This window comes from Bradyrhizobium sp. 142, assembly GCF_023074015.1.
In the GTDB taxonomy this organism is placed as follows: Bacteria; Pseudomonadota; Alphaproteobacteria; order Rhizobiales; family Xanthobacteraceae; genus Bradyrhizobium.
Window position 1 is genome coordinate 22,864 of sequence record NZ_JADPKQ010000326.1, and the last position, 13,426, is coordinate 36,289.

At 62.9% G+C, this 13,426-nt stretch carries 9 protein-coding genes; 3 read left to right on the plus strand and 6 right to left on the minus strand.

Features of this window, described 5'->3' with window-relative positions:
* Nucleotide 1: 1 nt before the first annotated feature.
* Together IVA82_RS30450 and IVA82_RS30455 are read left to right on the plus strand one after the other, a co-directional pair.
* Nucleotides 2-1,315 carry a TRAP transporter large permease subunit gene (locus IVA82_RS30450; RefSeq protein WP_247382215.1) on the plus strand — a complete coding sequence of 438 codons (1,314 nt, stop codon included), beginning with the start codon at nucleotides 2-4 and terminating at the stop codon, nucleotides 1,313-1,315.
* A gap of 39 nt (nucleotides 1,316-1,354) precedes the next feature.
* Entirely contained in the window at nucleotides 1,355-2,332 is a 978-nt protein-coding gene (locus tag IVA82_RS30455; protein ID WP_247382217.1) for a TRAP transporter substrate-binding protein, read from the plus strand.
* A 72-nt stretch (nucleotides 2,333-2,404) separates the two neighbouring features.
* Here IVA82_RS30455 and IVA82_RS30460 read toward each other — a convergent pair whose 3' ends face one another.
* The 5 genes from IVA82_RS30460 to IVA82_RS30480 all read right to left on the minus strand — a co-directional run bounded on the left by IVA82_RS30460 (nucleotide 2,405) and on the right by IVA82_RS30480 (nucleotide 11,016).
* A complete protein-coding gene (locus IVA82_RS30460; RefSeq protein ID WP_247382219.1) occupies nucleotides 2,405-4,054 on the minus strand; it encodes an acyl-CoA synthetase in 1,650 nt (549 codons plus the stop codon).
* 22 nt (nucleotides 4,055-4,076) lie between these two features.
* Nucleotides 4,077-5,966, minus strand: a complete 1,890-nt coding sequence (locus IVA82_RS30465; RefSeq protein WP_247382221.1) for a TRAP transporter large permease subunit — start codon at nucleotides 5,964-5,966, stop codon at nucleotides 4,077-4,079.
* Nucleotides 5,967-5,981: 15 nt separating this feature from the next.
* Nucleotides 5,982-7,001 carry a TRAP transporter substrate-binding protein gene (locus IVA82_RS30470; RefSeq protein WP_247382232.1) on the minus strand — a complete coding sequence of 340 codons (1,020 nt, stop codon included), beginning with the start codon at nucleotides 6,999-7,001 and terminating at the stop codon, nucleotides 5,982-5,984.
* A 434-nt stretch (nucleotides 7,002-7,435) separates the two neighbouring features.
* Nucleotides 7,436-9,556, minus strand: coding sequence for a glucans biosynthesis glucosyltransferase MdoH (mdoH, locus tag IVA82_RS30475; protein WP_256469739.1), 2,121 nt, complete (start codon nucleotides 9,554-9,556; stop codon nucleotides 7,436-7,438).
* On the minus strand, nucleotides 9,544-11,016 hold the full coding sequence (locus tag IVA82_RS30480; protein ID WP_247382327.1) for a glucan biosynthesis protein G: 1,473 nt from the start codon (nucleotides 11,014-11,016) through the stop codon (nucleotides 9,544-9,546). Before IVA82_RS30480 ends, mdoH begins: the two co-directional genes overlap by 13 nt.
* Nucleotides 11,017-11,320: 304 nt before the next feature.
* Here IVA82_RS30480 and IVA82_RS30485 point away from each other — a divergent pair, with 304 nt between their 5' ends.
* Nucleotides 11,321-12,517 (plus strand): Xaa-Pro peptidase family protein, encoded by a 1,197-nt coding sequence (locus tag IVA82_RS30485; protein ID WP_247382234.1) that lies wholly within the window; start codon nucleotides 11,321-11,323, stop codon nucleotides 12,515-12,517.
* Here the strand turns inward: IVA82_RS30485 and IVA82_RS30490 are convergent.
* Entirely contained in the window at nucleotides 12,514-13,341 is an 828-nt protein-coding gene (locus IVA82_RS30490; RefSeq protein ID WP_247382236.1) for a hypothetical protein, read from the minus strand. The genes IVA82_RS30485 and IVA82_RS30490 overlap by 4 nt on opposite strands.
* Between the last annotated feature and the right edge of the window lie 85 nt (nucleotides 13,342-13,426).

Below are 13,426 nucleotides of genomic sequence, written 5' to 3' on the forward strand. Positions count from 1 at the left end.
GATGGCCAATCTCGGCATGATCGAACTGTCGTTCATTCTGCTCGGCGTCATGATCCTGTTCCTGGCGAGCGGTGTCTGGATCGCGGTATCGCTCGGGCTCGTCGGCTTCGTCGCGATGGCGCTGACCACGAGCCTGCCGCTCGGCACGGTGCTTGCGACAACCACCTGGAGCGCGAGCGCGTCCTGGACTTTGGCCGCCTTGCCGCTGTTCATCTGGATGGGAGAGATTCTGTTCCGCACCAAATTATCGGAGGAGATGTTCCGCGGCCTGTCGCCCTGGGTTCAGTGGCTGCCGGGACGGCTGACGCATGTGAACGTGATCGGCTGCGGTATCTTCGCGGCGGTGTCGGGTTCTTCGGCTGCGACCTGCGCGACCATCGGCAAGATTGCGTTGCCCGAGCTCGACAAGCGCGGCTACGACAAGGGCCTCAGCCTCGGTTCGCTGGCAGGCTCCGGCACCCTTGGCCTGTTGATTCCGCCGTCGATCCCGATGGTGGTCTACGCGGTCACGGCGAACGTATCCGTGCTGCAAGTGTTTTTGGGCGGCTTCCTGCCGGGGGTGCTCGTGATGGCGCTCTATTCCGGCTACATCATCATCTGGTCAGTGCTCAATCCCAAGAAGATTCCGCCCCGCGATCCTCCGATGCCATTCCGGCAGAAGCTGCGCGAGTCGGCGCGGCTCGCGCCCTGCCTGCTGCTGATCCTCGCCGTCTTCCTCTCGCTCGTGCTCGGCTTTGCAACGGCGACCGAGTGCGCGGCCTGGGGCGTTACGGGCGCGCTGCTGCTGGCGTGGTGGAGCGGCACGCTCACGCGCAGGAACTTCCTCGAAAGCATCATGAGCGCGACGCGCCTGACCTGCATGATCATGCTGATCCTGGCAGGTGCCGCCTATACCACGGCGGCAATGGCCTATACCGGTATCCCGGCGGCGCTCGCCACCTGGGTCCAGGGGCAGGAGCTGACACCCGGCATGCTCGCGCTGTATCTGAGCATCATGTACATCATTCTCGGATGCCTGATCGACGGCATCTCGATGATCGTGCTGACCGCCGTCATCGTGCTGCCCATGGTCAGGCAGGCCGGGCTCGACCTGGTCTGGTTTGGAGTCTACCTCATCATTCACGTCGAGATGGCGCAGATCACCCCGCCCGTTGGCTTCAACCTGTTCGTGCTACAGAACATGAGCGGTCGTGATACCTTCACCGTCGCGCGGGCGGCGTTCCCGTTCTTTGTCCTGCTGCTCGCCGCGGTGTTCATCATCACGGAATATCCGCAGATCGTGCTGTTTCTGCCCAAGCTCGCGTTTCCCGACTGATCGCGCCAGGCTATCAATTTGACCGTGAGGAGAAGTCCGATGAAGTCTCGTTTATTTCGCGCAAGTTTGATCGCCGGCGTCTTGTTGGCCGCGACACCGGCGTTGGCCCAGACCAAATGGAATCTGCCGGCGGCATACCCGGCCGACAATCCGCACTCGGAAAATCTGGTCGCCTTCGCCAAGGACGTCGAAGCCGCCACCTCGGGTAAGCTCGTGATCACCGTTCATCCGGGCGCCTCGCTGTTCAAGGCGCCCGACATCAAGCGCGCAGTGATGACCGGGCAGACCCAGATGGGTGAAGTGCTGCTGTCGATCCACGAGAACGAGGATCCGGTCTTCGGGATCGACGTCGTGCCGTTCCTTGCGACGAGCTTCCCGGAGGCGATGAAGCTGTATCAGGCCTCCAAGCCCGCGATTGCAAAGAAGCTCGACGCGCAGGGCGTGAAACTCCTGTTCGCCGTGCCGTGGGCGCCGCAGGGCGTCTACGTCAACAAGCCGCTCGCCACGATCGAGGACATGAAGGGCCTGAAATGGCGCGCCTACAATGTGGGAACGGCGCGGATCGGCGAACTGGTCGGCGCCCAGTCGGTAACGATCCAGGCCGCCGAGCTGCCGCAGGCGCTCGCCACCGGCGTGGTGAATTCCTTCATGTCGTCGGGCGGCACAGGCTATGATGCAAAGGCCTGGGAGTCCTTGAAATATTTCTACGACGTGCAGGCATGGATCCCGAAGGACTACACCTTCGTCAACAAGGCCGCGTTCGAGGCGCTCGATAAGTCGACCCAGGAGGCCATCCTCAAGGCCGCAGCAACCGCGGAAACGCGCGGCTGGAAGGCTTGGGAAGAGAAGGCCAATTGGTACATCGATCAGCTTAAGGCCAAGGGCATGACGGTCGAGCCGCCGAGCCCGGCGCTGAAGGCGGGCTTTCAGAAGGTTGGCGAGCAGCTCACCGCCGACTGGCTCAAGAAGGCCGGAGCCGACGGCCAGGCGTTGATCGAGGCGTATAAGAAGATGTGAATCGGGACAGCACCTAGCAGCGCGGCGTCTATCCGGGCTTCTAGGTGAAGGCGCTCGCGACTGATGCTCGGCTCACGCCGAAATCGCCTTCGCCGATCCCACCTCGTTGCGCAGCAGGAATTTCTGGATCTTGCCGGTCGAGGTCTTCGGGATAGGCCCGAACACCACGGCCTTGGGTGTCTTGAAGCCCGACATCTGGCTGCGGCAGAAGGCGATGATGTCGGCCTCCGTTGCGCTGGCGCCGGCCTTCAACTCGACGAAGGCGCAGGGCACCTCGCCCCATTTCGGATCGGGCTTTGCGACCACGGCGGCAAACAGCACGGCGGGATGCTTGTAGAGGATGTCCTCCACCTCGACCGAAGAGATGTTCTCGCCGCCGGAAATGATGATGTCCTTGGAGCGGTCCTTGATGATGACATAGCCGTGCTCGTCGAGCACGCCGAGATCGCCGGTGTGAAACCAGCCGCCTTCGAAAGCTTCCTTCGTCGCCTTCTCGTTTTTCAGGTAACCCTTCATCACGATGTTGCCGCGGAACATGACTTCGCCAATGGTCTCACCGTCGCGCGGCACCTCCTGCATGGTCTGCGGATTGATGACGGTGACGGCTTCCTCGAGCGGGTAGGGCACGCCCTGCCGGCGCTTCATCCGGGCGCGCTCGGCGGCAGGCAGCTCATCCCAGCCTGGCTGCTCGGCGCAGACGGAGGCGGGGCCGTAGACTTCGGTCAGCCCATAGACATGCGTGAGCTTGATGCCGATGTTTTCCGCGCCTTCGAGCACGGCGACCGGCGGTGCGGCGCCGGCGATCAGGCCGACGACGCGGCGGGCCGCATCGCCTTTGGGAGCATCGGGCGCGTTGATCAGCGTGTTGTAGACGATCGGTGCCCCGCACATGTGGGTGACGCCGTGATTTTTGATCAGCTCGAAGATCTTCGTGGGCTCGACCTTGCGCAGGCACACATTGATGCCGGCAGCCGCCGCAATGGTCCAGGGGAAGCACCAGCCGTTGCAGTGGAACATCGGCAGCGTCCACAGATAGACCGGATGCTGGCCGAGTTGGCCGGCGAGGATATTGCTGACGGCGTTCAGATAGGCGCCGCGATGATGGGTGACGACACCCTTGGGATTTCCGGTTGTGCCCGAAGTGTAGCTCAGCGCAATCGCATCCCATTCGTCGTTCGGTGGGATTGCAGTGAAGGTCGGATCGCCCTGCGCGACGGCCGCCTCATATTCGATCTCACCGATGCGTCCGCCGCCCGTGAAAGCGGCGTCGTCGACGTCGATCACGAACGGTTTTGGTCCGCTCATCTGCGACAGCGCATCAGTGATAACGGCGGCAAATTCGGGATCGACCAGGATGATCTTGGCGCCGCCATGATCAAGCTGAAACGCGATCGAGGCCGCATCGAGGCGGATGTTGAGCGCGTTGAGCACGGCGCCGGTCATCGGCACCGCGAAATGAGCTTCGTTCATCGCCGGGATGTTCGGCAGCATCGCCGCGACGGTGTCGCCGACACCGATGCCCTTGCCGGCGAGGTAAGACGCAAAGCGCCGGCAGCGCGCGTAGGCCTGCGCCCAGGTAAAGCTGCGACCCTCATAGACGGCGCTGACGTGGTCGGGATAGACGGCCGCGCTGCGCGCGAGGAAGCTCAGCGGGCTCAGCGGGACGTAGTTGGCGGGGGTCTTGTCCAGGCCGACATTGTACTGGTTCTGCCGCTTACTCATCGACACCCTCCTTCACGCCGCGTCAAAGGAATCCAATCGAGATCCAGGGGAAGATCGCGACGATGATCAATCCCACCAGCAGCGCCAGCAGATAGCCCCAGATCGGCCTGATGCCCTCGGCCGGATCGACGCGTCCGATAGCGCAGGCGGCATAATAGCCGACGCCGAAGGGCGGGGCGAATAGCCCGATACCCATCGCCAGAATGATCACCATGGCGTAGTGCACCTCATGCACGCCGACGGCGCGCGCGATCGGAAACAACAACGGTCCGAACAGCACGATCGCCGGAATGCCCTCCAGCACGCTGCCGAGGATGGTGAAGGCCAGGATCGAGACGGCGATGAAGGTGGCCGACCCGCCCGGCAATCCGGTCATGGCCGCCGCCAGCGAGCGCGAGAAGCCGGATTGGGTCAGGCCCCAGGCCATGCCGGTCGCCGTGCCGATGATCAGGAGGATGGCACCGGACAGCGCCGCGGTCTCGACCAGCATCGGAAACAGCCGTCGCCAGTCGAAGCGGCGATAGACCAGGAGGCCGACGAGGGTGCCGTAGACGATGCCGATGGTGGAAACTTCGGTCGCCGTCGCGATGCCCTCGACCACGGCGTAGCGGATCACGAAGGGCAGCGCGAGTGCGGGCAGGGCGATGATGAAGGTCTTACCGATCTCGGAAGCCTTGGCGCGGCGGACGTGGCTCATGTCCTCGCGGCGGTACCGCCACCGCACCAGCATGCAGAGCGTGATCGCGAGCACCACGCCGGGCAATAGGCCGCCGGTGAACAGTGCGGCGATCGAGACGCCCGTTACCGAGCCAATGGTAATCAGCACCAGGCTCGGCGGGATGGTCTCAGTTTGGGCACCTGTAGCCGCAAGAAGCGCGACGAGATCGCCGGGGCGCGCGCCGCGCTGCTTCATTTCCGGGAACAATACAGGGGCAACGGCGGCCATGTCGGCAGCCTTGGCGCCGGAGATGCCAGAGACCAAGTACATGGCCCCGACCAGGACATAATGCAGGCCGCCGCGGACATGGCCGAGCAAGCTCGCCAGGAATGCCACCATGGCGCGGGCCATGCCGGTCATCTCGATTAGCAGCCCCAAAAACACGAATAGTGGCACCGAGAGCAGAATGAGGTGGCTCATGCCCTCGTCCATCCGCCCGACCAGCACCATCACCGGCGTCCGCGTTGTCAGCGCCAGATATCCGAAGATGGCCAGGCCAAAGCCGAACGCAATGGGAACCCCGGCAAAGACGCAGAAGCCGGCGACACCGACGAAGAAGATGACGAGGTTGAGATTGCCGAGCGGCCGCAAGGCCGGCTCCGCCAGCCAGAACAGGCCGATCACGACGGCAACCGACACCACGGCGGCCGCAACGATCTGGTAATCGGCCGCGCGCATCAGTCGCAACAGCGCAAACGCCGCCATTAGGCAGATGCCGGCCGGGAGCGCGGCGGCCCGCCACATATTCGAGATCTGGAGCGCCGGCGTGGTGATGTAGCTTTCTTCGTAGGCGTAGTCCCAGGACGGCCAGACGACCAGCGCCAGGAAGGCCAGCGCGGCGCAGGTTGCGACCAGATCGAGCCAGGCCCGCATCGCCGGCCTTGCGCTGGCGACGATCGCGGTCATGCGCATGTGCTCCGAGCGACGGAACGCCACGGCCGCGCCCAGCATGGCCAGCCACAGGAACAGGATCGAGGCGAGCTCGTCCGACCAGATCAGCGGTCGGTGCAGGCCGTAGCGCGCCACCACGCCGGCAAACAGGATCACGATCTCGGCGACCACCAGGATCGCCGCCGGGATTTCGACGATGAGGCCGAGCGCGCGTTCCAGCGAAGCCAGCAGCGTAGGTCGGCGAGGGGACTGAACAGCCGCCTCGCCCGCCACTGCGGTCACTTCAACCTCGATATGAGCCATGACGGCCCCGACGCGTTACGACAGCTTGCCGACAGCCTTCTCCAGAAGGTCCCAGGCCTGCTCGCCATATTTGCCTTTCCACTCGGCATAGAAACCCGCCGTGCGCAGCTTGTCGCGGAACGGCGCAACCGTGGGCTGGTTGAAGGTCAGGCCCTTGGCGGCCAGCTCCTGCTGCAGATTGGCGTTCAGCTTGGCCGTGTCAGCGCGCTCATTGATGGCGGCGGCATTGATGTTCTTGGCGATGACCTTGCGGATATCCTCCGGCAGCTTTTCCCAGGCGCGGCGGTTGGCCAGGAACCAGAAGCCGTCCCACATGTGGTTGGTCAGCGAGCAGTATTTCTGCACCTCGTAGAGTTTTGCGGTCGAGATGATCGCCAGCGGGTTCTCCTGGCCCTCGACGATCTTGGTCTGGAGCGCGGAATAGACCTCGCTGAAATTGATCGAGGCGGGCGCGGCGTCGAACGCCTTGAACATCGAGGTCCACAGCGGCGACACCGGCACGCGGATCTTGAAGCTCTTCAGATCGTCCGGAGCGGCGATCGGCTTGCTCGACGACGTGATCTGGCGGAAGCCGTTGTCCCAGATCTTGTCCATGACCTCGAGACCCGCCTTCTTGATCTCGCCGCGGACATAGCCGCCGAGGTCGCCGTCCATGGCCTTCCAGACCGTGTCGTAGTCCGGGAATGCGAAACCGATGCCGTTGATCGAAGCCGCCGGCACCAAGGTCGCCAGGATCAGGCCGGACAGCGTGAAGAATTCGACCCCGCCGGAGCGGATCTGGCTCAACATGTCGGTGTCGGAGCCGAGCTGGTTGTTCGGGAAGATCTGAAGGTCGAACTTGCCGCCTGTCTCGCTCTTGATCGCCGCCGCCATCTCCTTGGCGCGCACGTTCAAAGGATGGGTGTCCGGCAGGTTGTTGGCGTATTTGTAGGTGAACTCGGCGCTCTGGGCGCGTGCCACATGGGGCGCGCCGATGCCACCCAGGACCGCAGTCGCGGCGGAGGCCTTGAGAAGCGTGCGTCGGGAAAAGCTCATGGGTCTGCTTCCTCGGAAGGTTTGTTTTTGTTGTGAGACGCAAACCTATACGAACGTCGGGTCAGAAGGTCATCTGCGATCTCGCGAGGCTTCGCTTATTGCAGCCGGACAACGTCACGGCAATATCGGCTTTCGCAGCGATGGGCCGGGATTCAAAATGTGAAAAACAACCCCTGCACAGTAGCCGTCAAGAGCTGGGGGCCGATCGAGGCGCAGCGCGAAACCGGCATCCGAGCGAAGGTACGGTAGCAGGAACTTTGGCTAAATTATTGATCTGATTGTATATAAATATATTCCATAATATACCTTATGCGAATCATAGGTTAGGATGCGCAGACCAGATCCAAGTGCCGCGAATTTGCGCCCGCCCCCGCAAAACGCTGCCCTCGTGCATTCAGGCACCGGCCGACAAAATGGCGTGCGGGCGCAGCAGCTCACTGCAGTTTCATGACCTGCTCAAGGGCGACCCGGTGCTTCAGCACGGCAAATGTCTCGCGTGCGCTGAGGCTGGCTACGACCTCCTGGAAACTGTCGCTTTGCTCAATCTTCGCACGGGCAATCGCGAGGTCCACGTCGATCCCTCGCGATTTGCGCGGCGGCGGCTCCAGTGACTCCATGTGCGCTCTCAGCAGCCCGGGGTTTTGCCAGAGCGCCAACAGAGCTCCGGGAACCTCGATCCGGGGCAAGCAGGCAAGCTCTCTCGCCCGTGTCAACACTGCCGGCGAGAGATTATCCTCAGGGGTCGCAAACAGGCGCGCCATTCTCGTTGGTGCCGACGTGACGAGGCCGATCGGAATGGCAAGAGCGAGGCCAATGATCACCGGCGACATCCAGAGCAGCAGCGGCAGCGAAACGGCGTAGGCACTTGCCGCCATCGCCATCCCGCACAAACTCGGGACGGCGAATTTGCGATAGACCTCCTCGCGTCTGATCCCGCCGTCGCTTCGCCGTTGGACCTGCCAGCCGGCATCACGCCCAAGCAGGATCTCCGCCACGGCGGTCGATTGAAAGATCATCATGGACGGAGCAATCAGTGCTGCAAGCAGGCTCTCGGCGATGACCGCCGCCAGGACGCGAAATCCGCCACCAAAGGCCTGCCGTTCCGCACGTTTCGTGAGCAGAACAAGATATGCCAATAGCTTCGGCAGAATGAGGAGCCCCATGGTCGCGGCAAAGACCCAGGCGGCAAGCACGGGATCCTGTGCGGGCCACGTCGGAAACAATGCAAAACCTTTGGGAAAGTATTCTGGCTTGACGAAGTAGGCCTGCAGAGAGATGAGAATTCCGAGCAATAGAAACAGCAGCCACAGCGGGGCGGTCAAGTAAGAGCCGATCCCGGTCAACAGGTGAAGCCTGGATACCCAGTGCAAACCACGGGCCGGCAGAACGGCGAGATGTTGGAGATTGCCCTGACACCAGCGACGGTCTCTGGCGGCAAAATCCAGCAATGACGGCGGCACCTCCTCGAAGCTGCCGCCCAGTGCGGGGGCCATGAAGATCCCCCACCCGGCCCGTCGCATCAGTGCCGCTTCGACAAAATCGTGACTGAGGATGTGCCCACCGAACGGCTTCCTCCCGCGCAGTTCGGGTAAGCCCGCCTCCTGCGCGAAAGCCTTCATCCGGATGATGGCATTGTGTCCCCAATAGTTGCCCTCGGAGACGTGCCACCAGGCGTTCCCAGCAGCGATCAACGGGCCGTACAGACGACTGGAGAACTGCTGAAGCCGGCTGAACAGGGTGCGCGCATTGACGACGATGGGAAGCGTCTGGATTAGCGCGGCTTGCGGGTTTGTTTCCATCGCGTGCACCAGCCGAACGATGGTATCTCCGCTCATCAGGCTGTCCGCGTCGAGAATGATCATGCAGTCGTAAGCGCCGCCGAAGCGCCTCACCCATTCGGCGATGTTGCCGGACTTCCGAGCGGTGTTGTCGGATCGGTGCCGATAGTAGAGACGGCCGGAACCACAGTTCCGCTGCAATTCCAGGAATGCAAGCTCCTCACTGATCCAGATGTCCGGGTCCGTCGTGTCACTGAGAAGAAACCAATCGAACAACGCGGCATGTCCGGTCTCGCCGATCGACTCGTGCATGGCGCGGAGCCGGGCCGTGAGATGATGGGGATCCTCGTTATAGGTCGGCAACAGCATGGCCGTTCGGCCGGTGATCGCTGGCAGCGGACCGTGGCTGTCGATTGGCAGCACATCCTGTCGGCGTCGCAGCAGCACAACGAAGCCGGCCAGTGAAGACATGAATGAAAACGCGATCCAGGCGAGCAACACGAGGAATAGCGCAAGCACAATCCCTTCGAGCACCGTGACGCCGCCAACTTTGAGAACATCGTACATCTCAAAGGCGCCCCCAGCGGTAATCGCGATCGTTCCGCCAAAAATGAACAGGCGCCGCGCTGCAACCGCTCCGCTGGCCCGCTGTCGCGCCGGCTTTGCATCGGTGCTCCCGTCCAATTGACATGGCGGCATCGGGAGAGGCGTTTCATCCGGGAGATACCGAACGCTATGGTCAGACCCGAGCGCAGGCGAGGTCGTCAGGGCGCCCATCGGTAAACCCAAACTTCGGATAGGGGTTGATCGCCCTGCATCAAGACCGCCCTCAACTCGATCGGTGCATCCTTGACTGCGCATTGAAAGCTCAGGCGCCAGCCGCCGGTTTCGGGATTTGGCTGTGTGACCACATTGCTGATCTCGGATTTGCCCGCGCTGACGGCGCCCTTCACCTTGTCAGGATCGAGCTCCTTCAGCCTGTCGCCGCCAAGTTCGAGCACGAACAGCTTGCTGTCATCGCCTCGCGTGCCGACGCCTGTGCGGGTGAACCGGGCCAGCGAATTGGGTTTCGGCACATCGGAACCCCAGTGCAGTCGATAGGTGTAATTGTTCTCGCTTTTGGCCGGAATGGCCGCTTTCGGACGCCAGAATGCCGCGATGTTGTCGTGAATTTCCTCCTTGGTCGGGATCTCGAAAAGGACCATGCTGCCCTCGCCCCAATCTCCTATCGGTTCGACCCAGAGGCTTGGCCGACGCTCAAAGCGCGATTCGATGTCCTCGTAGGCAAAGAAGTTCTTCTCCCGCTGCATCAGGCCGAAGCCCCGAGGGTTGAGATCATTGAACGTGCTGGCCTGCAGGTCGCGTGGATTGTTGAGTGGACGCCAGAGCTGCTCGCCCTTTCCGTTGAAAATCGCAAGGCCATCGGAGTCGTGCACCGCGGGGCGGAAGTCGTCGACATTCTGCCGATCGTTCGGACCGAAAAAGAACATGCTCGTCATCGGCGCAAGTCCAGCATGTTGCAGGTCGACCCGCGGATAGAGCGCCATCTCGACGTCGAAGACCGTGGTTGCGCCAGGCCTGATCGTGAATCGGTAGCTTGCCGTTGCGCTCTTGCTATCGAGCAGCGCGTGAACCACGATGGATGTGGCACCGGATGCTGGCTTCTCCAGCCAGAAGGCCTTGAAGAAGGGAAACTCCTCTCCCTTGGCCTCGCCGGTGTCGATCGCAAGACCGCGCGCGGACAGCCCATAGGTCTCGCCTTTAGCAACGGCGCGGAAGTAGCTGGCGCCGAGAAAAACGCAAACCTCATCATAGTAGTCGGCCCGGTTCATCGGGGTGTGAATGCGAAAGCCGGCAAATCCAAGATCGACATCCGGCACCGGGCCGATCTTGTCGCCGAACGCAAAATCGTCTCGCCGGTACCGGATCGGCGCAGCTCGTCCACCCGAGACCTCGTAAAAGTCGACCCTGTTCTTGTAGAAAAAGCCGCGGTGGAAAAACTGGACCTCGAAAGGCAGTTTCTCGCTGCGCCAAAGCGCCCGCTCCGGCAGGAAGCGAATTGACCGATACTGATCGTAGTTGAGATCCTTGATCGCGTCCGGGAGCTTTTCCTCCGGTGCCTCAAACGGCTTACTCGCCATATTGCGGGCTAGCTCGCGCACATAGGAGGCCCCGAACGGGACCTCCAGCGCCAATGCCGCAGAGAATGCACCAGGTAGAGATGTCGCCAATGGCATCAGTGCCGAGGCTTCCAAGAAATGGCGGCGGTTCAATTGTTCTTCCCGTTCAGTTTCGGACCGGCAAGGCAACCGTCTCGACACGTCCGAGTTCCATCGACGCCGTCGAATCGACGCGCGCGGCGGCGATCAAGATCAAATATCGTGTGCGTGCACATTCACCGGTCCAAGGCCGGAATGCGCTGGGATCTCGCCAGGCCGGCTGAATTCACGATGCCCAAACCCTTGCCGTCGACCTACAATCAGCGTCTCACAGGAAAACAGGCCGTTCAAACCGGCCGCCATCGAGAAACGGAGGTACGTCATGCAGGAGCACGCCGCCTGCGGAGCCGAGTCCCGCGCCATTCCGTTCGACGCCGCCAAGCTCGATCGCCTGATGGAGGCCGCCGGCCTAGACGTCCTGATCGCGACCTCCAAGCACAATGTGCAGTACCTGTTAGGGGCCGAGCGCGCGATCTTCTTCGACTACATGGACGCACTGGGCGTCAGCCGCTATCTGCCGGTGCTGGTCTATCCCAAGGGCGCGCCCGGCAAATCCGTCTACGTCGGCCACCGCCTCGAGACCCATCAGCGCGCCGTGGCGCCGCCCTGGGTGCCGCAAGTCCGGACCGAGTCCAATGGCTCCGTCGACGCCGTCACGCGGGCCGTGAGCGCCTTAAAGGACGCAGGCGTGCCTATGCGGCGCGTCGGGGTCGAGATGGCGTTCCTGCCGATGGATGCGGGCCGGGCGCTTGCCGACGCCCTGCCCGGCGCCGAGCTCAAGGACGCCCTCCTAGTGCTGGAGCGGTTGCGCGCGGTCAAGTCCGCGGACGAACTGGCCAAGCTGAAGACCGCATCAGAATTGGTGATCGCCTCGATGCTGGCGGTGATCGCCGGGCACGGCCCCGGCACCACCAAGCAGCAACTGTCCGACGCTCTGCGCGTCGCCGAGGTCAACCGCGGGCTCACCTTCGAATATTGCCTGCTGGCCTGCGGCAGCAGCCACAACCGGGCGCCGTCGGCGCAGCGCTGGGAGCAAGGCGATGTGCTGTCGCTGGATTCCGGCGGCAACTATCACGGCTATATCGGTGACCTCGCACGGATGGCCGTGCTCGGCGAGCCGGACGCCGAGCTGAAGGATCTGCTGGCGGAGATCGAGGCTGTCCAGCGCGCCGCCTTCGCCGCGGTTCGGCCCGGCGCCCTTGGCGGCGACATCTACGTGTCGGCTGAGCGCCAGCTCGCCCGGATCAGCCAGCGCGACTGCACCGATTTCCTCGCCCACGGCATGGGCCTGGTCAGCCACGAGGCCCCTCGCCTGACCGCCAAGGGTCCCGTTCCCTATGACGACGTCGATGCCCGGCAGCCGCTGGAAGCCGGCATGGTGGTGTCGATCGAGACCACGATGAAGCATCCGAAGCGCGGCTTCATCAAGCTCGAGGACACTGTGGCCGTGACGCCGACGGGGTGCGAGATTTTTGGTGAGGGCGGCCGTGGGTGGAATCGCGGCGGCAGTGCGCTTTAGGGCAGCGGCAGCAGATCGAGCTGGCTCTGCGCTCTCTTGACGGCCGCCGCGAACCAGCTCTGGCTTGGCGCCGCCTTGGCGAAGCATTGGGTGTAGGCGGTCATCGCGTTGTCTTCGCGGGTCATGTCGCCGCGCGGGTCCTTCTTGTCGATGGGTTTGGCCATCATCTGATTCCAGACCTTCTCGCAAGCCGGGATCGGCGCCGTCTTCACGGCGTCCCGTGCTGCCATGAAGAAGACCTTCTCGCGCTGGATCGCGACGACGTCGATTTCGTCCGGCGGCCCCTTCAGATCGCCATTGCCGCGCACGCCCAGCACGGCGACCGCGACGCTTGCCCCCGCGGGCTTGGTGATCGGCAGCTCGGCATATTTGGCGAAAGCCGCGTCCTGGATCGCATTGTAGTAGAAGCGGTCCGACTTGAAGGCGACGCCGATCTCCTGCGGCATGCCGTCCTCGCGATGCTCGCGCAGCCAGTGCCTGAGCAGCGCAATGGTCGTCACCACGGCTTGGGTCTTGTCGGCTTGGGATGCGAAACCGAGCCCGTCGAGATGGCCGAAGCCGGAGTCACCCTTGTACAGCGTGTCCGCGTTGGACGTCCCTTCCGCCGAAAGCCCCTTGATCGTGACTGGCCCGATCAGGCCGCGCAACACGCCTGCGAGCTCCTTCAGCGCCGCATCGTGCTGCTTGTAGTTTTCGTCATTCTCCGCAGCCATCGAGAATTTTGCGATGTAGCGATCGCGTAGATCGAGATAGTGCTGCTCGGGCGCGGCTGCATTTGCGTCGGTGGCGAATACGAGCAGGCAGAGCAAGGTAAGCCACTTCATTACGATCCCACGAGGCAAGGGCCGTCTCCAGTCTTTGTGCCTTTGTCCCGCGTGAAGGTTCATCCAGGTCGGGCAGGCCCAGGCC

Coding starts and splice junctions, on each gene's coding strand:
- IVA82_RS30490 (WP_247382236.1), bottom strand. CDS start 13,341: ATGAAGTGGCTTACCTTGCTCTGCCTGCTCGTATTCGCCACCGACGCA.
- IVA82_RS30480 (WP_247382327.1), bottom strand. CDS start 11,016: ATGCCATTGGCGACATCTCTACCTGGTGCATTCTCTGCGGCATTGGCG.
- IVA82_RS30465 (WP_247382221.1), bottom strand. CDS start 5,966: ATGGCTCATATCGAGGTTGAAGTGACCGCAGTGGCGGGCGAGGCGGCT.
- IVA82_RS30455 (WP_247382217.1), top strand. CDS start 1,355: ATGAAGTCTCGTTTATTTCGCGCAAGTTTGATCGCCGGCGTCTTGTTG.
- IVA82_RS30450 (WP_247382215.1), top strand. CDS start 2: ATGGCCAATCTCGGCATGATCGAACTGTCGTTCATTCTGCTCGGCGTC.
- IVA82_RS30485 (WP_247382234.1), top strand. CDS start 11,321: ATGCAGGAGCACGCCGCCTGCGGAGCCGAGTCCCGCGCCATTCCGTTC.
- IVA82_RS30470 (WP_247382232.1), bottom strand. CDS start 7,001: ATGAGCTTTTCCCGACGCACGCTTCTCAAGGCCTCCGCCGCGACTGCG.
- mdoH (WP_256469739.1), bottom strand. CDS start 9,556: ATGGGCGCCCTGACGACCTCGCCTGCGCTCGGGTCTGACCATAGCGTT.
- IVA82_RS30460 (WP_247382219.1), bottom strand. CDS start 4,054: ATGAGTAAGCGGCAGAACCAGTACAATGTCGGCCTGGACAAGACCCCC.